Genomic DNA, 19,468 nt, shown 5'->3' on the forward strand with positions numbered 1-19,468 from the left:
CACGCCGTACCCCATCCGCGGCGCTGCAGCTACCCGCCTTCGGCGGCCAACTGCCCGCACGCGGCGGCGATCTCACGACCGCGGGTGTCGCGCACCGTGCACGCCACCCCCTGCGCGCGGACGCGCCGCACGAATTCCCGCTCCACCGGTTTCGGACTGGCATCCCAGTCGCTGCCCGGTGTCGGGTTCAGCGGGATCAGGTTGACGTGCACGAGCGCCCCCAGTGCGGCGCGCAGCCGTTTGCCCAGCAGGTCCGCCCGCCACGGCTGATCGTTGACGTCGCGGATCAGCGCGTACTCGATCGACACCCGCCGGCCGGTGCGATCGGCGTAGTAGCGGGCCGCATCGAGCACCTCCGCCACCGCCCACCGGGTATTGACCGGCACGAGCGTGTCGCGCAGTTCGTCGTCGGGGGTGTGCAGCGACACCGCCAACGTCACCCCGAGGTCCTCGTCCGCCAATTTCCGGATGGCCGGGGCGAGCCCCACCGTCGACACCGTCACCGCCCGCGCGGAGATCCCGAACCCGTGCGGCGGCGCCGCGGTGATCCGGCGCACGGTGGCCACCACCCGCGCGTAGTTGGCCAGCGGCTCCCCCATCCCCATGAACACCACGTTGGACAGCCGGTCGCCATGGGTGTCGCGCAGCACGGCCGCCGCGGCACGCACCTGTTCGAGGATCTCCGCCGCCGACAGGTTCCGCTTGAGCCCACCCTGACCGGTGGCGCAGAACGGGCAGGCCATCCCGCACCCGGCCTGCGAGGAGATGCACACGGTGTTGCGCTGCGGATACCGCATCACCACCGACTCGAACGTGGTGGCGTCGACCGCGCGCCACAGCGTCTTGCGGGTCTGCCCGTCATCGCAGGTGATCTCGTTGACCGCGGTCAACAGCGTCGGGAACAGCGCCTCACCGACGCTGCCGCGCACCCCGGCGGGCAGATCGGTCATCTGCGCCGGGTCGGCCAGCAGCCGGCCGTAGTACTGGTGGGCCAGTTGTTTGGCCCGAAACGCCGGCAACCCCAACTCGGCGACCGCCGTGGCGCGCCCCGGTTCGTCGAGGTCGGCGAGATGGCGCGGCGGCATCGCCCGACGCGGCGCAGTGAACACCAGTGGTTGCTTCATGATCGGTTCCAGTATGGCGGGCCGGCGCCCTCCCCCGGTAGCCCAGGGCGGCTCAGTGCAGCACGGTCAGCACGATCCACGTCACCGCCGCCGCCGGTAACAGCCCGTCGAGACGGTCCATCATGCCGCCGTGGCCCGGCAGGGACCGGCCCATGTCCTTGATCCCCAGATCCCGCTTGATCTGCGATTCGACCAGGTCCCCCAGGGTCCCGGTGAGCACCAGCAGCACACCGAGCGGCAGCCCCACCCACCAGTGCCGGCCCGGCAGCAGGAAGGTGACCGCCACCACCGCCCCGCTGACCCCGAACAGCAGGGACCCGGCCAGCCCCTCCCAAGATTTCTTCGGGCTGATCGCCGGGACCATCGGATGCTTACCGAAGAGCACCCCGGCGGTGTAGCCACCCACGTCGGACAACACCACCGCGAACAGCAGGCAGAACACCGCCCCGGAGGTGAACTCCTTGCCCGAACCGTCGTCGTGGAAGATCAGCAACACCCCGAAGGCCATGAACAGCGGCACCCAGACGGTCAGCATCACCGTCGCCGACATGTCCCGCAGATAGTTGACCGGAGTGTGCGTGAGCCCCTGGCCGACCAGCCGCCACACCATGCAGACGACCACCGTGGCGCCGAACGCGCCGAGCACCCCGGTGGTCCCGAACGGCCACGACAACCAGATCATCGCCTGCCCCCCGAGGGCCACCGGGATGAACGGAACGTCGTAGCCGCCTTCGCGCAGTCGGCGCACCACTTCATGGGTGGCGATCGGGGTGGCGATCGCCAGAATCACGATCCACAGCACCGGCGCGAACACCAGGGCGCCGACCAGCATCCCCGCCAACAACAGCCCCACCGTGATCGCCACCGGCAGGTTGCGCCCGGCCCGCGAGGTTTGCTGCGGCCCGGCCGGGGGGTTGACGCTGTCTACCACGAGGATGTCGCTGGCGGTCCGCTAGACCTCCAGCAGCTCGCCTTCTTTGTGTTTGACCAGCTCGTCGATCTGGGTGACGTACTGCTGGGTGGTCTTGTCCAGATCTTTCTCCGCGCGGCCGACCTCGTCCTCACCGGCGTCACCGTCTTTGCGGATGCGGTGCAGTTCCTCCATCGCCTTGCGCCGGATGTTCCGCAAGGCGACCTTGGCTTCCTCGCCCTTGGCCTTGGCCTGTTTAACCAGCTCACGCCGGCGTTCCTCGGTCAGCTGGGGTACGGCCACCCGGATCAGCGTGCCGTCGTTGGTGGGGTTGACCCCCAGATCGGAGTTGCGGATCGCGTTCTCGATCGCGCCCAGCTGCGACGCCTCGTAGGGCTTGATCACCACCAGCCGCGCCTCGGGCACGTTGATGCTGCTCAACTGGGTGATCGGGGTGGTGGCGCCGTAGTAGTCGATGACGATCCGGGAGAACATGCCCGGGTTGGCCCGTCCGGTGCGGATCGTGGCCAGATCGTCGCGGCCGACGGTCACCGCTTTCTCCATCTTCTCCTCGGCGTCGAAGAGGGTTTCGTCAATCATGGGCGCGGCTCCTTCTGCTGGCTGCGCTGCGCGTCCTCGCTGGCGCGGATCATCTGTTCTCCCGGTTAGGTGCTGACCAGTGTGCCGATCTTCTCACCCGCCACCGCCCGGGCGATATTGCCATCGGTGAGCAGATTGAACACCAGAATCGGCATTCCGTTGTCCATACAGAGACTGAACGCGGTGGCGTCGGCGACGGCGAGGCCACGGTCGATCACTTCACGGTGGGTGACCGTGGTGAGCAACTCGGCGTCCGGATGGGTGCGCGGGTCGGCGGTGAACACCCCGTCGACCGCCTTGGCCATCAGCACCACCTCGGCGCCGATCTCCAGCGCCCGCTGCGCCGCGGTCGTATCGGTGGAGAAATACGGCAGGCCCATGCCGGCGCCGAAGATCACCACCCGCCCCTTCTCCAGGTGCCGCTGCGCACGCAACGGGATGTAGGGCTCGGCGACCTGACCCATGGTGATCGCGGTCTGCACCCGCGTGTCGATACCTTCCTTTTCCAGGAAGTCTTGCAGCGCAAGGCTGTTCATCACGGTACCGAGCATGCCCATGTAGTCCGAGCGCATCCGCTCCATACCGCGCTGTTGCAGCTGCGCGCCGCGGAAGAAGTTGCCTCCGCCGATGACGACCGCCACCTGCACGCCGCGGCGGACAACCTCGGCGATCTCACGGGCGACCTGGGCGACGACGTCGGGATCCAAACCGACCTGTCCGCCGCCGAACATCTCTCCACCGAGCTTGAGCAGCACCCGCGAATACCTGGGCTGATAGTCGGCCGGGAGCACAGGACCCGGACCGGCGCTCGTTGACTCGCCCATCGGCACCCCTCGCAGATGATCGCACGGAAGCGCCATCCGGACCACCACCGGACGGCCCCCCCATCCTGCCTCATCGCGGCCGGCCGGTGCCGCCGGGGTGTGACGCGAACCGGCGCTACGCGTCCAGATGTGCCGAGAGCAGCCAGCCGGGAACCGATTTGCGCCCGTTGGCTTCCTCGCGCAGGTCGACCACCGGGAACTCCGCCGGCATGGGGTCGGGGAAGTTGGCGTGGATGCGCGCCGGTCGGACCTCATCGATGGTCCAGTACTTGCCGACGACCTCGCGCAATTCGTCCTCGGTGACCGGGTTGGCGGGGCTCTCGGGCATACCGGCCCGGTCGAACACCAGCACGAAGTACACCGCGCCGGGTGCTGCGGCGCGCACGATCGCCTGCTGGTAGCCCTCCCGCAACTCCACCGGCATCGAGTGGAAGAGCGTCTGATCGACGATGGTGTCGAAGCGGTTCTCGCTGCCCGGCGGGTATGCGGTGAAATCGGCGATGTCGGCGACCGCGAACGAGGCGGTGCCCAGCCCTCGGCGCGCCGCCTCCGCGGTGGCCAACTCGATCGCGGTCGGCGAGGCGTCGAGCCCGACGACCTCATGGCCGCGCGAGGCCAGCTCCAACGCCAGCGCCGCTTCCCCGCAGCCGGCGTCGAGGACGGTTCCGCGGATCTTGCCCGCCGCGATCAATGCGGCGATCTCCGGCTGGGGCTCACCGAGACTCCACGGTGGCCGCTGACCGGGCCGGAACCCTTCGGCCTCACCCCGGTAGGCCGGATCGAAGTCGAAGTCGAAATCGGATGTCCCGGAGGCCCCGGGGCTCTTGGAGGTCTGGGCGTTCCGCGAGGTTTCAGTCATACCGTCGTGTTTATCAATGTGATTGATATATGTCAAGATGGTTGATATGAGCCAGTTGCGCGACGCTCCGCTCGGGTATCTGCTGCACCGGGTCCACACAGCGCTGAGGCCGCCGATCACCGACGCGCTGCGCCCCTTGGAGCTCTCCCTCGGAGAGTTCGTCTGCATGCGCATGCTGTCGCTGTCCCCGGGGCTCTCGAGCGCGGAGTTGGCACGGCTGGGCAACGTCACACCGCAGGCGATGAACACCGTGCTCCGGCGGTTGGAGGCCCTCGGCGCGGTGACCCGGCCCGAGTCGGTGCCCTCGGGCCGGTCCCTGCCGGCGTCACTGACCCGCTCCGGACGGTCGTTGTTGGCCCGGGCCGAAGCCGCCGTCGCGGTCGCCGACGCCACCCTGCTGGCCAAACTCAGCCCAGCCGAGCGCCGCGAATTCACCCGGATGCTGGCAATCCTCGGCGCCGATCCGAGCTGAGCGCACTCACAGCCGGTGCTACCGACGGTGACCCGACGCGCAAGCCCGAGCGGTTAGCGCTTGGCGGCCTGGATGCACGCCCACGGCCGGGCTTCCTCGAGCTCGTACGCCAGCTCCAACAGCCGGGCCTCGGCGCCGGGTTCGGCGGAGAACATCATGCCCTGCGGCAGACCGGCCGCGGTCTGGGTCAACGGCAGCGAGATCGCCGGATCTCCGGTGGCGTTTTGCAGCGGGGTGAACGCCACCCAGTCCATCAACCGGTCGATGATCTGCTCGTAGTCGGCGGTCGGGTCGAAGTGACCGACCTTCGGGGTCTGCTCGGCCACAGTCGGGGTGAGCAGCACGTCGTAGTCGGCGAAGAACCGCGCGCTGCGCCGCCGGGCGGCGGCCAGCCGCGCCACCGCCGCCGGAAGCCGGTGGATGTGCCGCCGTGCGTGCCGGTCGAGCCCCAGGGTGAGATTGTCGAGTTTGCCGCGGTCGAAGGTGGGGCCGAACATCCGCCGCCCGCCGCGCACCAGCGCGGTCGCCAAAAACGCCCAGTACAGCAGGAAGTCGTCGGCGAATCGAGCCGGCACCGGCGGGTCGGCGACGTGTTCGACCCGGTGGCCGAGTTCCTCGAGCAGCGCGGCGGTCTGCAGGGTCAGCGCGGTCACCTCCGGGCTCGCATCCCGGTTGATCGAGCGGGTCACCACCGCGATCGTCAGACGCCGACGGCCCGGCCCGGTGACGTCGCCGACGACGGGCAGCCGCCGCGCGGGCTGCAGTCGCTCGGCTTCCCGGAAGAACGCGGCGGTGTCGCGCACCGACCGGGTCAACACCCCGTTGAAGACGATGCGCAGCGGCATCATCCGGAAGTCTTTGTCCAGCGGCAGCCGCCCGCGGCTCGGTTTGAGGCCGACCAACCCGTTGCAGGACGCGGGGATGCGGATCGATCCGCCCCCGTCGTTGGCGTGCGCGATCGGCACCACCCCGGCGGCCACGAACGCCGCCGACCCCGACGACGACGCACCGGCGGTGTAGTCGGTGTTCCACGGGTTGCGCACCGGCCCGATACGCGGATGCTCGGCCGCGGCGCTGAACCCGAATTCGCTGAGCTGGGTTTTACCCAACACGCTCAGGCCCACCGCCCGATACAGCCGGGCGAAAGCCCCGTCGGCAGCGGCCGGGTGCGGCGACCAGGCGTCGGTGCCCTGCATCGTGGGCATCCCGGCGGCGTCGACGTTGTCTTTGAGGAATGTCGGCACGCCGTCGAAGAAGCGGGGCCGGTCCGGCGGCGGTTGGGCGGCGCGCTCGCGGGCGCTCTCGAATGCCGCGTAGGCCAACCCGTTCAGTTTCGGATTGACCCGGTGCAGCCGGGCGACGGCCGCATCGACGACCTCCGCCCGCGTCACCTGGCCGGACTGGATCGCCTCGGCGAGCCCGACGGCGTCGTGATCGCCGAGTGCGTCATCGCCGAAGGCGTGCACGTGTTCCATCACCTGAAGTTAGCAACCACGCCGCGGAAACGAGCGTGCGCCCACGGCGATCATCCGACTCGGATGCCGCCGTGGGCCCACCCCCGGTGGTTCTCGCACGCCGGGTACCCCCGGCGCACGGTGCGATCAGCTCTGGCCGACCTCGAAACGGGCGAACCGGGTCACGGTGACCCCCGCCTCGTCGAGCAGCGCCTTGACGGTCTTCTTGTTGTCCGACACCGACGGCTGGTCGAGCAGCACGATGTCTTTGAAGAACCCGTTGAGCCGGCCCTCGATGATCTTCGGCAGCGCCTGCTCGGGCTTGCCTTCTTCCTTGGCGGTCTCCTCGGCGATGCGGCGCTCGTTGGCCACCACATCGGCGGGTACCTCGTCGCGGTTGAGGTACTTCGCCTTCAGCGCTGCGATCTGCAGGGCCACCGAGTGCGCGGCCTGGCGTGCGTCGTCTCCCGAGCCGCTGTACTCGACCAGCACCCCGACCGCCGGCGGCAGATCCGATGCCCGCTTGTGCAGGTAGGTCTCCACGGTGCCGTCGAAGTAGGCGACCCGGCGCAGGGCGAGCTTCTCGCCGATCTTGGCCGACAGCGCCTCGACCGCCTCGGTGACCGTGCGGTCACCGGTGCTGGCCGCCTTGAGCACCTCGACGTCGTCGGTTTTCGCCGAGAGTGCCGCGGTGAGGATCTCGTCGGCCAGCGCCTGGAATTCCGCGTTCTTGGCGACGAAGTCGGTCTCGGAGTTGAGCTCGATCAGCGCGCCGTCGCGGGCAGCCACCAGACCTTCGGCGGTGGCCCGCTCGGCGCGTTTGCCGACGTCCTTGGCGCCCTTGATGCGCAGCGCCTCAACCGCTTTGTCGAAGTCGCCGTCCGCCTCGGCGAGGGCGTTTTTGCAGTCGAGCATTCCGGAGCCGGTCAGCTCCCGAAGCCGTTTGACATCGGCGGCAGTGAAATTCGCCATTACAGCTCTCCTAGGATGCGTCGGTGGTGGTCGAGTCGGCGGCCGGGGCGGCTGCCGCCCCCTCGGGCGCGCCGGCGGCCGGGGCGGTCGTCGCCGACGCCAGCAGCTCCTGCTCCCACTCGGCCAGCGGCTCGGCGCCGTCGGCGTCGGGCTTCCCGTCGGCGCTGCCCTGCCCGGCGCGGGCCTGCAGACCCTCGGCGACTGCGGCGGCGATGACCTTGGTCAACAGCGCCGCCGAGCGGATCGCGTCGTCGTTGCCCGGGATCGGGTAGTCGACCTCGTCGGGGTCACAGTTGGTGTCGAGGATCGCGATCACCGGGATGCCCAGCTTGCGGGCCTCGCCGACGGCGATGTGCTCCTTGTTGGTGTCGACGACCCACACGGCCGAGGGCACCTTGTTCATGTCGCGGATACCGCCGAGGCTGCGCTCCAGCTTGTTCTTCTCCCGGGTCAGGCCCAGCACCTCTTTTTTGGTGCGGCCCTCGAACCCGCCGGTCTGCTCCATCGACTCGAGTTCCTTGAGCCGCTGCAGCCGCTTGTGCACGGTGGAGAAGTTGGTGAGCATCCCGCCGAGCCAGCGCTGGTTGACATAGGGCATGCCGACGCGGGTCGCCTCGTCGGCGATGGACTCCTGAGCCTGCTTCTTGGTGCCGACGAACAGGATGCTGCCGCCGTGGGCGACGGTCTCCTTGACGAATTCGTAGGCCTTGTCGATGAAGGTCAGCGTCTGCTGCAGGTCAATGATGTAGATGCCGTTGCGGTCGGTGAAGATGAACCGCTTCATCTTGGGGTTCCACCGTCGGGTCTGATGCCCGAAGTGGGTGCCGCTGTCCAGCAGCTGTTTCATGGTTACAACAGCCATGATCGGCCAGTCCTTATTTGTTGTCGGTTGTCGCCCGGCGTCGGGTGAGGCCGGGCCCTGGTATCCGCCGGGACACCGCGCCCCTGCCGGGCAGGGGACCGTGCGATGCCACCGTTGTGGTGCGGACACGCGAAGTCAGCCCGTTGACACGGACTGCGGTGGTGAGTTTACACCCTTCGATCAGGTCGTTTGTCCACAGCGCCGCCCGGCGCTGACTGGCACGGCGGCCGGCCCGGCGCTGAACTGAACCGATGCGACGGTGGCGGGGCCCCACAGCGGCGCTGGCGGCGCTGGTAGCGGCGGTGCCGGCGGTCCTGGGGACACCGGTGGGTGCGACGCCCGCCGATTCCGGCGTCCGGCTGGCCTGGCCGCTGCGGCCGCCGCCGGCGGTGCTGCGGGGTTTCGACGCCCCCCGGCCGAACTGGCTGCGCGGCCATCGCGGCGTCGATTTGGCGGGAACAGCAGGTCAGCCGGTGTATGCCGCCGGTACTGCGACGGTGATCGTCGCGGGGATGCTGGCCGGGCGGCCCGTGGTGGCGCTGGCCCATCCCGGCGGATTGCACACCAGCTACGAGCCGGTGGCCGCCCTCGTACGCCCCGGCCAGGCGGTCACCGCCTCGACGGTGTTGGGCACCCTGGCTCCGGGGCACCCGGGGTGCGCGGCGGCATGCCTGCACTGGGGCGCGATGTGGGGTCCGGCGGCCCGCGGCGACTACGTCGACCCGCGCGGTCTGCTGGCCGCCACCCCGGTGCGGCTCAAACCGTTGCGCCCCGGCGGCCCGCGGCCGGCCGGCGGCCGCTAAAAACCCTCGGTGTGCCCGGCGGAGATGACGAAACCGTGGCGTTGCGTGCCGTTGTCCATGACGCAGGCCAGCTGCCAGGAGGCATCGCGCACGCACTGGGCCTGGTCGAACGCGTAGTCGAGAGCCGGTGGCAGCGTCCGCAGCGGGGTGCCCTCGAACTGCACGGGCCCGGGCCCGGTCTCGACCGGCGCGGCCGTGAACGCGACGGGCTCGAGCACGTTCCCGGAGCGACGCAGGTGCACCGTGTTGGCGTCGTCGGGAGCACCGGGCAACGGGCCGGAGGGGCTGAAGCAGTCCAGTGAGGACATCCCCCGATGTGTCGAGGAGGTGCAGAACACGCCTTCGGGGGTGGTGAAACCGCGCACCGAGTACACCTGGGTGTCACGCACCACGAAATCCTTGGCGTCGGCACGGGGGTAGGCGCCGAAATCCGGCAGTGCCGGCGTGGCCGCCGCGCCGCCGGCGGCGAGCACGCTCAGTGGTGCGGCCAGCGCGGCAGTCACGGCGACCAGCGCGGCGCGCGCCCCAGAAGACCTCATGGTTATCAGTATCCCCGCGCGGCGCGACGGTGCTCGGCGTTTTTCCCGACCCGCCGGCGCCGGCCGGTTCAGGCCCGCGGATGCGCCTGATCGTGCACCCGCCGCAGCCGCGCGACGCTGACGTGGGTGTACAGCTGCGTGGTGGCCAGGCTGGTGTGGCCGAGCAGTTCCTGCACGATGCGCAGGTCGGCGCCGCCTTCCAACAGGTGGGTGGCGGCACTGTGGCGCAGCCCGTGCGGACCGATGTCGGGAGCCCCGTCGACCGCGGTCACCGTCTGGTGCACGACGGTGCGGGCCTGACGGGGGCCCAGTCGCCGCCCCCGCGCCCCGAGCAGCAGGGCCGGTCCGGATTCGGCGGTCGCCAACGCCGGACGCCCCCGATCCAGCCAGGCCGCCAACGCTTCGGCGGCGGGCTCGCCGAACGGCGCACTGCGCTGTTTGTCGCCCTTGCCGAGGACCCGCAGCACGCGGCGACTGGTATCGACGTCGTCGACGTCGAGGCCGCACAGCTCACTGACCCGGATTCCGGTGGCGTAGAGCAGCTCAACGATCAGCCGGTCACGTAACGCCAGTGGATCATCTTGTTGCGCCCCTGTTTTCGCCGCCGACATGACGTCAAGGGCCTGGTCGGCGCGCAGCACCGCGGGCAGGGCGCGCCCGGTGCGCGGCGTCTGCAGCCGTACGGCCGGGTCGTCGGCGAGAAGGCCGCGCCGGCTCGCCCACGCGGTGAACGTCTTCACCGCCGAGGTGCGCCGGGCAAGGGTGCTGCGGGCGGCCCCGGCGCCGGCCTGCGAGGCCAGCCAGGACCGCAGCATCGGGAGAGTCAGACCGTCGAGTCCGCCCTCACCGAGGAACTCCAACAGCGAGCGCAGGTCGCCTCGATAGGCGCGTCGGGTGTGCGCCGAGTACCCGCGCTGCAACGCCAGGTGCTCATCGAAGTCGGCGAGGATCTGCTCCACCGGTCCACGGTGACAGAGCCCGACGCCGCCGCTCGGGCGACGCGCCGGATCGCGGGGGCGATGAGACCGATTCGCGACGATCACGCGTCCGCGGGGCGCTACAGTGCGACCGTGGAGGAGTTCGACTACGTCGTTGCCGGCGGCGGCTCGGCCGGATGTGTGGTGGCCAGTCGCCTCAGCGAGGACCCGTCAGTGCGGGTCTGTCTGCTCGAAGCCGGCGGTGAGGGCCGAAACCTGTTGATTCGCATACCACTCGGGTTCGTGGCGGGAATGCCGCGCGGCTTCAACAGCTGGCATTACGAGACGGTCCCGCAAGCGGGGTTCGCCAACGGGCGGCGAGGTTTTCAGCCGCGGGGCAAGGCGCTGGGGGGGTCCAGCACGATCAACGCGATGATCTACGCCCACGGCCACCGCTCGGATTTCGACCGCTGGGCGGCGCTGGGAAACCCCGGGTGGGGTTTCGATGATGTGCTGCCGTATTTCACCAAATCCGAGAACAACACCGTTCACCGCGATTCGCCCTACCACGGCACCGCGGGGCCGCTGACCGTCAGCGCGTTGCGCGACCCCAGTCCGCTCAACCAGGTCTTCCTGCAGGCCTGCGTCAATCAGGGCATTCCCTTCAACCCCGACTACAACGGTGCCCAGCACTTCGGCTGTTACCACGTCCAGGTCACCCAGCGCGACGGCGAGCGCCACAGTGTCGCAGCGGCGTTCATTCACCCCAACCTCGACCGTCCCAATCTGGAGGTGCGGACCAAGGCCCACATCACCGGTGTCGAGTTCAGCGACCGGCGTGCCACCGGGGTGACCTTCCGGCACGGCCGGCAGGTGCACACGGTGCGCGCCCGCCGGGAGGTGATCATGGCCGCGGGGGCCTTCGGCACGCCGCAGATCCTGATGGCGTCGGGTCTCGGGCCCGGCGAGCACCTGCAGCAGCTCGGGATCACCCCGATCCGCGAGATCGCCGGGATGGGCCAGAACCTGCAAGATCACATCTCCGCGCTGCTGATCTACCGGGCGCGGACCACCGCGGACACGGTCGGGATCTCCCCGGTGGGTGTGGCGCGGATGGCGCGGGCGGCATGGCAATGGCGCCGGCACCGCCGGGGTCTGCTGACCAGTTGCGCCGCCGAGTCGGGGGCCTATTACAAGTCCGATCCCGATGTCGAGGTGGCCGACATGGAGATGGAGTTGATCATCGGCAAAGGCGCCGATCACGGACGGACACCGCCGATCGGGCACGGCTATTCGGCGCACCTGCTGCTCGCCCGCCCCCAGAGCACCGGCGAGGTGCGGCTGGCCAGCCGCGACACCGCGGTGGCCCCGCTGATCGACCCGAAGTACTTCAGCCACCCCTACGACATGCCCACCCTGGTCAAAGGCACCCAGGTGGCCCTCGACGTGATGAACGATCCGGTCTTCGACCGCCACCGTCGAGACATGCTGATCCACTATGACCGTGACGACCCCGAGCAGATCGAGCGGACGCTGCGCGAGCACGCCGACACCGAATACCATCCGTGCGGAACGGCGAAGATGGGCCCGTCGAGCGATCCGCTGGCGGTGGTCGACGCCGACCTGCGGGTGCGTGGCGTCGACGGGCTGCGGATCGCCGACGCCTCGGTCATGCCGACCGTTCCCAGCAACAACATCCATGCACCGGTGTTGATGATCGCCGAGAAGTGTGCCGACCTGATCAAATCATCGGCGTAGAGCCGCCGACGGGCGGTGTCAGCCGGTGCGGAGCAGCGCCTCGGGGGTCAGCTCGGCGCGGGTCCGGTAGCCGTCGACGGCCATGATCAGATCGGCCTCGGCGAGCAGCGAGCGCAGCACGTGGGTCACCCCGGCGTCCCCGCCGAGAGCCAGGCCGTAGGCGTAGGGCCGACCGATGCCGACTGCGGAGGCACCCAGCGCCAGCGCTTTGACGATGTCGGCGCCGGTGCGCACCCCGGAGTCGAACAGCACCGGCAGCCCGTCGGCGGCGTCGACGACCGCAGGTAGGCAGTCCAGCGCGGCCAGCCCGCCGTTGGCCTGCCGCCCACCGTGGTTGGAGCAGTAGATGCCGTCGACCCCACCGTCTCTGGCGCGGCGCGCGTCGTCGGGATGGCAGATCCCCTTGACGATCAGCGGCAGGTCCGTCAGCGACCGCAGCCACGGAAGGTCCTGCCACGTCAAGGGATTGCCGAATGTCTGAACCCAGGCCAGCACAGCCGCCTGCGGGTTCTCCTCGGGTGGTTGCGGCAGACCCGCCCGAAACACCGGGTCGGAGGTGTAGTTGGCCAGGCAGTGGCCGCGAAGCTGCGGAAAGTTGGCCGTCGCCAGATCCCGTGGCCGCCAGCCGGGCACCCAGGTGTCGAGGGTGACGATGATGCCCCGGTAGCCGGCGGCCTCGGCGCGGGCCACCAGGCTGGCCGCCAGGTCGCGGTCCTTGGGGGTGTAGAGCTGGAAGAACCCCGGGGTGTCGCCGAGCTGGGCGGCGACGTCCTCCAGGGGGTCGGCGGTGAGGGTGGAGACCGCCAGCGGCACCCCGGTCGACGCGGCGGCGCGTGCGCACGCCAGGTCGCCGTGGCCGTCCTGGGCGCAGATGCCGGCCACCCCGATCGGTGCCATGAACACCGGCGCGGGCCACCGCACGCCGAACAGGTCCACCGCGAGGTCGCGGTGGTCGGCTCCGACGAACATCCGCGGCACAAGCCCCCACCGCTGGAACGCGGCGACGTTGGTGCGCTGGGTGTGTTCGTCGCCGGCACCGCCGGCCACGTAGGACCACACCGACGGGGACATCGCCGCGGCGGCCCGGTGTTCCAGGTCGGTGAACGTCATCGGCAGCCCGGGCACCACCCCGGCCAACCCCTGCAGATAGATCTCGAATTGGTAGTCGCCGAACGCCATGGCTGGTGAGCCTACGGGTTCGGGGGCGCGGGACGACAGCGATCAGCCGGGGGCCTCGGCCGCGGCCAGTTCCTTCTTCCATTGCCGGAAGGTCTCCTCGGTGCGTCCCCGGCGCCAATATCCGGAGATCGACGCCCGATCCGCGGGCACGCCCCGTTCCTTGCGGATGTAGGGCCGCAGGTTGTGCATGACGGCCTGGGCCTCGCCGTGGATGAACACCTGCACCTGACCGGGCAGCCATGCGGCGTTGCGCACCGCCTCGATCAGCGGCGCGTGATCCCCGGCCCGGTCGTCGGGGACCAGATCGGCGCGGCCGCCCCGATGCACCCAGTGCACCGGCACGCCCGGCGGGTGCTGCAGCGTCAACTCGTCGTCGGGACCGGCCACCTCGATGAACGCCGCGCCGACGGCGTCGGCCGGCAGCGCCTCCAGCGCCGCGGCTATCGCCGGCAGTGCCGCCTCGTCGCCGGCCAGCAGATGCCAGTCGGCCGCCGGGTCGGGGGCATAGGCTCCGCCGGGCCCCATCAGATACACCGGTGCGCCCGGGTCAACGCCGGCCGCCCAGCGACCGGCGGTGCCCTGCTCGCCGTGCACCACGACGTCGATCGCCAGTTGGCGGGTTGCGGGATCGGCCCAACGCACCGTCAGGGTGCGCACCACCGGCTGCTCGGCGGGCGGGAGCACATCGAAGCTGTCCCGGGTCAGCGGGCGCGGTAGCGCGTCGACGTCGACGTGCGCGCCGACGAAGATGACCTTGACATAGGAGTCGGTGAACTCACTCGGCGTGAAGGTGTCGAATCCCTTGCCACCGAGCACAACCCGCACCATGTGCGAGCCGACCGGCTCGGTGCGGAGCACTTCGAAGGTGTGCACGGGTCGGCCTGCCACGGTTCCTCCTCGACGGTGATTGGGGCTGCGACCGACTATACGGACGGTCCGTCCCGGCGCACGATCGCCCAGCGTCCGTCGCGGCGTTCGGCCAGACCGGCGACCTCCAGCAACGCCAACGGGCCGAGCACCTCCTCGACGGGCAGGGCGGCCCCCACGGCGATCTGCTCGACGCCGGCGGCCCCGCGCCCGGGCAGCGCTTCGTAGACCCGCCGCTGCAGACCGTCGAGCCCGTCGAGGGCGGTGGTGGGGTGGGCCATCTCCGGCGCCAGCTCCCCCATCCTGCCGACGAGCTCGACGATGTCGGCCGAGCGGGTGATCACCTCCGCGCCGGCACGCAGCAACACATGAGCGCCCACCGAGGCGGCGGAGGTGACCGGGCCGGGCACCGCGCCCACCACCCGGCCCAGCGATCGGGCCCAGGCGGCGGTGTTGGCCGCGCCGCTGCGCAGGCCCGCCTCGACGACGACGGTGGCTCCGCTGCCGACGGCGACCAACCGGTTGCGGTAGAGGAAACGGTGCCGGAAGGGCCGGGAACCCGGTGGGTATTCGCTGATCACCGCACCGGTGCGGGCGATGCGGTGCAGCAAGGCGGAATGCCCCGCCGGATAGGGCACGTCGAGCCCGCCGGCGAGCACCGCCGCGGTGGTGCCCCCGCCGGCGAGGACGGACCGGTGGGCGGCGCCGTCGATGCCGTAAGCGCCGCCGGAGATCACCGTGACGTCGGCCTCGACCAAACCCGCCGCCAGGTCGGCGGTCACCTGCTCGCCGTAGGCGGTGGCGGCGCGGGTCCCCACCAGCGCCGCACAGCGCTCGGTGAGGTCATCGAGGCGGGCGGGCCCGATCACCCACAAGGCCAGCGGGGGCAAGCAGTCCGGGCGATCCGCGGCGCCGGCAAACGCGGTGAACGCCCACGCCGGCCACTCGTCGTCGTCGGCGGTCACCAACCGCCCGCCGAGCCGATCGAGGTGTTCGAGGTCCTCGGCGGCGCAGTCGAGGTCGCGTCGTGCCGCGGTGCGGCGGGCCAGCCCGGCGGTAACCGCGGCGCGGCGAACCCGGTCGGCGGCATCAACCGGACCGACCTCACCGACCAGTGCCGACAGCTCCCGGCAGGGTGGCTCAGCCACCCGGGACAGATACGCCCAGGCGTGCCGTGTCCGGTCGGTCATCGTGCCGCTCCCGCCTGTCGGAAACTCAACGCGACGGCGATGTCGTCGCTGCTGGGGCTGAGCCGCCCGGCCAGATCGGCCAATGACCAGGCAACGCGAAGACTTCTGTCGAGCCCGCGCAGGGACAACAGACCGCGCTCCAGGGCGGTGTGCAGCGGGGCCATCACGGAGCGGTTCAGGCGGAACCGGCGCCGCAGCAGTGGACCGGCGATCTCGGCGTTGGTGCGACAGCCGTACGGTCGCCAGCGTTCGGCGGCCGCCTCCCGCGCGCGGGCCACCCGGGCGCGTACCGTCTCGGTCGACTCCGCGCGGGTCCCGTCGAATCCGCCGGCACGCACCGGATGCAGGTCGACCCGCAGGTCCACCCGATCCAGCAGCGGACCGGACAGCCGGCTCATGTACCGGCGTTTGACCGTGGGCCGACAGGTGCAGTCCCGGGGGTCCGCCGACGCGCACGGACAGGTGTTGGCCGCCAGCACCAGCTGGAACCGGGACGGATAGCAGGCGACCCCTCCCCGGCGGGCCAGCCGGATCTCGCCGTCCTCCAGCGGTGTGCGCAATGCGTCGAGGACATTGACCGGCATCTCGGCGCATTCGTCGAGGAAGAGCACCCCGCGGTGGGCCCGGCTGATCGCACCGGGCCGGGCGGTGCCCGAACCGCCGCCGACGAGTGCGGCCACGCTGGAACTGTGGTGCGGGGCGACGAACGGTGGCCGGGTGATCAGCGGGGTGTGCTCGCTGAGCAGCCCCGCCACCGAGTGGATCGCGGTGACCTCCAACGACTCCTGCTCGGTCAGACTCGGCAACAGGCCGGGAAGCCGTTGCGCCAGCATGGTTTTGCCCACGCCCGGTGGACCGGTCAACATCAGATGATGCGCCCCGGCGGCGGCCACTTCCACGGCGAACCGCGCCTGCGCCTGGCCCACCACCTCGGCGAGTTCGGGAGCGGAGTCCGCAGCGGTGCTGACGCTGGGCAGCCGGGCGCTCAGTTGCGCGCCCCCGTCCAACCAATCCTGCAGTTGTCGCAGTGAACTGACCCCACCGACGGTGATCCCGTCGACCAGGCTGGCCTCGGCCAGGTTGTCCCGGGGCACCACCACCGTCGACCAGCCTTCGGCCCGGGCCGCCAGCACCGCGGGCAGCACCCCGCGTACGGCGCGCACCCGCCCGTCGAGGGCCAGTTCACCGAGCAGCACGGTGCTCGCCAGGCGCGGCCATCTGCGCCCGCCGGCCGCGAGCACCGCGGCCGCCAGGGCCAGGTCGTAGACCGACCCGACCTTGGGCAGGGTCGCCGGCGACAGCGCCAAGGTCAGCCGCGACATGGGCCAGGAGTTGCCACAGTTGGTGATCGCCGCCCGCACCCGATCGCGCGATTCGTGCAGCGCCGCATCGGGCAACCCGACCAGGTGCACACCGGGCAGCCCCGAGGTGATGTCGGCCTCGATCTCCACGACCTGCCCGTCGAGGCCGCAGACCGCGATCGAAAACGCCCGCCCCAACGCCATCAGCCGGCCCCCCGAAGGTGATGGATGCGCGCGCCGGCACCGCGATCGAGCCGCACCCCGATCAGGTCGAGGCGGATCAGTGGATAGCGCCTTGGCTGGTCGGCCAGCCACTGCCCGGCCAGCAACCGGAGCCGCCGCACCTTCGCTGCGGTCACCGATTCGGCCAGCCCGCCGAAGCCGTCGCCGGTTCGGGTCTTGACTTCCACGAACACCAGGGTCGGCCCCTGGGGGTCGACCGCAACGATGTCGAGTTCGCCGTGGCGGCACCGCCAGTTGCGGGCCACCACCTGCCAGCCCGCGGCGGTGAGGTGGCGCACCGCCAGTTCTTCCCCGAACGCCCCGAGTCGCGCCCGTGTCCACGTCGTCATGGCCCCAGCCTGCGCCGCGCCGAGGACACCGGCGCCTCACCACCACCGCCACCCGGGGGTGCACCGGCGAGTTATCCCCAGTGCGGTCGCGCTGCACAGCCCGGCGCGCCACCATTCGGCGCGGCGGGAACAGTCAGTACCGGTGATCGGCGACGTCAACCCCGGCCGGACCACCGGTGACGAGGGCGGGCACCATCTCGCTGGTCACCAGACCGTCGACGCCCGTGAGTTCATCGACCACCGAGAACGATTCGGCGATCCCGGCCGGGGTGTCGATGATGATCGTCGCCACCGGGACTCGCCGGGTCACCGCGAGCAGCCGATCGCCGTGCGGGCGGTGCTCACCGTGGAAACCCCAGATGCCGCGCAGCACGGTGGCCCCGCGTGCACCCGGCCGCTGATGCAGCCGCCGTGCCAGCGCCCGGTGGATGGGTTCACCGTCGTAGCGTGCCGCTGCGGAGGTGTAGACCGTCAGCTTCTGCCACAGGGGCAGGCCCCTCTCATCGCTGCCCGGCAATGCGTGTGGGGCTCCCAGCAACGCGCCGTCACGTTTACACACCTGGACCCGTTCGACGGTCAGCGACGCATCGGGGACCGCACGCGTCACCTCCGGCAGCGTCGCGGTCAGCGCCGCGGTGTCGCCGACCACGACGATCATCGTCGGCACCGCGGTGTTGCGGCCGAAAAATCGCGCCCGCTGCCGCTGCCCGAAGACGGTGCCGTCCACACCCAGGAACACCGAGGCGCCGGCCAGCCCATGCCGATGCATCAGGGCACAGATCGCCACATGGGCGGCGGTGCCGTCGACGCGCTGCTTGCGACCCAGATAGACCGTGAGCTTGCTCGCGTCGGCGTGCTCCGGCCCGGCCAAAACCTCGCCGGCAGCGAGCAGCTGTGCCCGCTCGAGGGTGAACAGCCCGCGGATGCCGGTCGCGCGCACCGACGCCAACAACCCCTCGATACCCGCACGGGAGTCCACGGCGGTGACCATCACCGGCGGATCCTCCGACAGACTCAACGACCGGTCGGTGCGCAGGATGCGCCGCGGGCCGAAACCCCCGACACCGCGCAGCAGAATGCTGGAGGCAACCCGGTTGCGTTCATACAGGTCCATCAATTCGTCGGCGACGAAACGGTTTTCGATGCGTTGCCGTTCGTCGAAATAGCCGGTGAGCTTGAGACAATCGTTGTTCATCGATGCTCACTCCCCATGCGCTCCAACCGGTATCGCTGCTAGTCTGCCATCACCCGGCGCCGGAAGTGTTCGCGCCGGCGGTGCGGCGGCGGCCGGCCCCGCTGCCGGAACTGCCGTGTCGGCCACCGGCCACCGTCATGGACGTCGAGGGAGCCGCAATGAGCACTGTCACCCGGGTGTATCTGGCCCGCCACGGACGCACCGCACTCAACGCGCACGGGCAACTGCGCGGCTTGAGCGACCCACCTCTCGACGAGATCGGTCGCAGCGAAGTGGCGCGGCTGGCGCAGGCGCTCGCCGGATTCAAGCCCGAAATTGTCGTGTGCAGTCCGTTGCAGCGCGCGGTCGCCACCGCGCGTGCCATCGGCGCCGCCGCCGCGGCCGAAGTCCGTATCGATGATCGACTCAACGACCGCGACTACGGCCCCCAAACCGGGCTGTTACGCACCGACGTCGAAAACCGCTACGGCAGTGTCGATGCCGCCCCGGGGGTGGAACCATTGGCCGCGTTGACGACGCGGGCTCGACGGGCGTTCTTTGAACTGGTCGACGAACTCGGACCGGGCCCGGTGGTCATGGTCTCCCACGACGCATTCAACCGGGCACTGCTGGGCCGACTCGACCCCACACTCACCGAGGTCGCGCAGGACACGGCCTGCTGGAACCAGCTCAGCCTCGTCGACGGCGCCTGGCGTGTCGACGCGTACAACCGCACCGCCGACTCCTGAACGAACCGGAAAAATTCCTTTCCTCACGGCCTTTCGTGTGTAGAATCAAATCGGCGATGAAGCTCGCCCTTAACCGCCGAACCCGGCTGATGGCTTCTACCCGAAGATGATTCGTGGTGGAAGGAGGCTGGGTGATGAGCGAACCCACTCCTTTGGCGGTATCTTCTGCGGCATCTGCCCACGCTGTGCATTCCGGTGACGCGTCCGCCCAAGGTCGCGCCCCTCCCCGATCGCATCGACATCCCCACCCCACCTGACGGAATCGTGTAACGCGATCCCGCGATGTCTGCTGCGTTCGTCCGGCCTGCCGCCGGAACTCCTCTGATTGTCACTGTCCCCCAA

20 protein-coding genes and 1 riboswitch are annotated in these 19,468 nt (G+C 70.3%); of the genes, 4 read left to right on the plus strand and 16 right to left on the minus strand.

What is annotated here, in order from left to right; translation table 11 throughout:
• Positions 1-29 precede the first annotated feature (29 nt).
• The 5 genes from rlmN to B8W67_RS11900 all read right to left on the minus strand — a co-directional run bounded on the left by rlmN (position 30) and on the right by B8W67_RS11900 (position 4,317).
• Entirely contained in the window at positions 30-1,124 is a 1,095-nt protein-coding gene (rlmN, locus tag B8W67_RS11880) for a dual-specificity RNA methyltransferase RlmN (RefSeq protein WP_069392689.1), read from the minus strand.
• Between the two features lie 52 nt (positions 1,125-1,176).
• Positions 1,177-2,055, minus strand: coding sequence for a phosphatidate cytidylyltransferase (locus B8W67_RS11885; RefSeq protein ID WP_234806736.1), 879 nt, complete (start codon positions 2,053-2,055; stop codon positions 1,177-1,179).
• 21 nt (positions 2,056-2,076) lie between these two features.
• Positions 2,077-2,634: a ribosome recycling factor gene (frr, locus tag B8W67_RS11890; protein WP_069392687.1), complete on the minus strand. Its 558-nt coding sequence runs from the start codon at positions 2,632-2,634 to the stop codon at positions 2,077-2,079.
• Positions 2,635-2,699: 65 nt separating this feature from the next.
• On the minus strand, positions 2,700-3,458 hold the full coding sequence (gene pyrH / locus B8W67_RS11895) for a UMP kinase (protein WP_069392733.1): 759 nt from the start codon (positions 3,456-3,458) through the stop codon (positions 2,700-2,702).
• A gap of 115 nt (positions 3,459-3,573) precedes the next feature.
• A complete protein-coding gene (locus B8W67_RS11900) occupies positions 3,574-4,317 on the minus strand; it encodes a class I SAM-dependent methyltransferase (protein ID WP_085304141.1) in 744 nt (247 codons plus the stop codon).
• A 46-nt stretch (positions 4,318-4,363) separates the two neighbouring features.
• Here B8W67_RS11900 and B8W67_RS11905 point away from each other — a divergent pair, with 46 nt between their 5' ends.
• The gene (locus tag B8W67_RS11905) at positions 4,364-4,789 is read left to right on the plus strand and encodes a MarR family winged helix-turn-helix transcriptional regulator (RefSeq protein ID WP_069392685.1); all 426 of its coding nucleotides are present in this window, start codon (positions 4,364-4,366) and stop codon (positions 4,787-4,789) included.
• A 53-nt stretch (positions 4,790-4,842) separates the two neighbouring features.
• Here the strand turns inward: B8W67_RS11905 and B8W67_RS11910 are convergent, their stop codons facing one another.
• From B8W67_RS11910 to rpsB, 3 genes are all read right to left on the minus strand, one after another.
• Positions 4,843-6,264: an amidase gene (locus B8W67_RS11910; RefSeq protein ID WP_085304142.1), complete on the minus strand. Its 1,422-nt coding sequence runs from the start codon at positions 6,262-6,264 to the stop codon at positions 4,843-4,845.
• Between the two features lie 126 nt (positions 6,265-6,390).
• Positions 6,391-7,215 carry a translation elongation factor Ts gene (gene tsf / locus B8W67_RS11915; protein ID WP_069392683.1) on the minus strand — a complete coding sequence of 275 codons (825 nt, stop codon included), beginning with the start codon at positions 7,213-7,215 and terminating at the stop codon, positions 6,391-6,393.
• Positions 7,216-7,225: 10 nt separating this feature from the next.
• Positions 7,226-8,077: a 30S ribosomal protein S2 gene (gene rpsB, locus B8W67_RS11920; RefSeq protein WP_069392682.1), complete on the minus strand. Its 852-nt coding sequence runs from the start codon at positions 8,075-8,077 to the stop codon at positions 7,226-7,228.
• 251 nt (positions 8,078-8,328) lie between these two features.
• Here rpsB and B8W67_RS11925 point away from each other — a divergent pair, with 251 nt between their 5' ends.
• The gene (locus B8W67_RS11925) at positions 8,329-8,880 is read left to right on the plus strand and encodes a M23 family metallopeptidase (protein ID WP_069392681.1); all 552 of its coding nucleotides are present in this window, start codon (positions 8,329-8,331) and stop codon (positions 8,878-8,880) included.
• Here B8W67_RS11925 and B8W67_RS11930 read toward each other — a convergent pair.
• Together B8W67_RS11930 and B8W67_RS11935 are read right to left on the minus strand one after the other, a co-directional pair.
• Entirely contained in the window at positions 8,877-9,419 is a 543-nt protein-coding gene (locus B8W67_RS11930; RefSeq protein WP_085304143.1) for a hypothetical protein, read from the minus strand. The two genes, B8W67_RS11925 and B8W67_RS11930, sit on opposite strands and share 4 nt — an antisense overlap.
• 68 nt (positions 9,420-9,487) lie before the next feature.
• Positions 9,488-10,378 carry a tyrosine recombinase XerC gene (locus B8W67_RS11935; protein WP_085304144.1) on the minus strand — a complete coding sequence of 297 codons (891 nt, stop codon included), beginning with the start codon at positions 10,376-10,378 and terminating at the stop codon, positions 9,488-9,490.
• Positions 10,379-10,489: 111 nt separating this feature from the next.
• On the opposite strand from B8W67_RS11935, the gene B8W67_RS11940 reads away from it, so the two are divergent.
• Positions 10,490-12,094, plus strand: a complete 1,605-nt coding sequence (locus tag B8W67_RS11940) for a GMC family oxidoreductase (protein ID WP_085304176.1) — start codon at positions 10,490-10,492, stop codon at positions 12,092-12,094.
• Between the two features lie 18 nt (positions 12,095-12,112).
• Here the strand turns inward: B8W67_RS11940 and B8W67_RS11945 are convergent, their stop codons facing one another.
• From B8W67_RS11945 to B8W67_RS11970, 6 genes are all read right to left on the minus strand, one after another.
• Positions 12,113-13,273, minus strand: a complete 1,161-nt coding sequence (locus tag B8W67_RS11945; RefSeq protein WP_069392678.1) for a lactate 2-monooxygenase — start codon at positions 13,271-13,273, stop codon at positions 12,113-12,115.
• Positions 13,274-13,315: 42 nt separating this feature from the next.
• Positions 13,316-14,161 carry a siderophore-interacting protein gene (locus B8W67_RS11950; RefSeq protein ID WP_085304145.1) on the minus strand — a complete coding sequence of 282 codons (846 nt, stop codon included), beginning with the start codon at positions 14,159-14,161 and terminating at the stop codon, positions 13,316-13,318.
• A gap of 35 nt (positions 14,162-14,196) precedes the next feature.
• Positions 14,197-15,330, minus strand: a complete 1,134-nt coding sequence (dprA, locus tag B8W67_RS11955) for a DNA-processing protein DprA (protein ID WP_085304146.1) — start codon at positions 15,328-15,330, stop codon at positions 14,197-14,199.
• Positions 15,327-16,835: a YifB family Mg chelatase-like AAA ATPase gene (locus tag B8W67_RS11960; RefSeq protein ID WP_085304147.1), complete on the minus strand. Its 1,509-nt coding sequence runs from the start codon at positions 16,833-16,835 to the stop codon at positions 15,327-15,329. The genes dprA and B8W67_RS11960 overlap by 4 nt, the downstream gene beginning before the upstream one ends.
• On the minus strand, positions 16,835-17,203 hold the full coding sequence (locus B8W67_RS11965; protein ID WP_085304148.1) for a YraN family protein: 369 nt from the start codon (positions 17,201-17,203) through the stop codon (positions 16,835-16,837). Before B8W67_RS11965 ends, B8W67_RS11960 begins: the two co-directional genes overlap by 1 nt.
• Before the next feature lie 133 nt (positions 17,204-17,336).
• Positions 17,337-18,398 (minus strand): putative PII-like signaling protein, encoded by a 1,062-nt coding sequence (locus tag B8W67_RS11970; RefSeq protein WP_085304150.1) that lies wholly within the window; start codon positions 18,396-18,398, stop codon positions 17,337-17,339.
• 158 nt (positions 18,399-18,556) lie between these two features.
• Between B8W67_RS11970 and B8W67_RS11975 the strand changes: the two genes are divergently transcribed.
• On the plus strand, positions 18,557-19,126 hold the full coding sequence (locus B8W67_RS11975) for a histidine phosphatase family protein (RefSeq protein WP_085304177.1): 570 nt from the start codon (positions 18,557-18,559) through the stop codon (positions 19,124-19,126).
• Positions 19,127-19,169: 43 nt separating this feature from the next.
• Positions 19,170-19,232: riboswitch (Fluoride riboswitch) on the plus strand.
• Positions 19,233-19,468: the final 236 nt, after the last annotated feature.

Source organism: Mycolicibacillus koreensis (assembly GCF_002104795.1).
Lineage (GTDB): Bacteria > Actinomycetota > Actinomycetes > Mycobacteriales > Mycobacteriaceae > Mycobacterium > Mycobacterium koreense.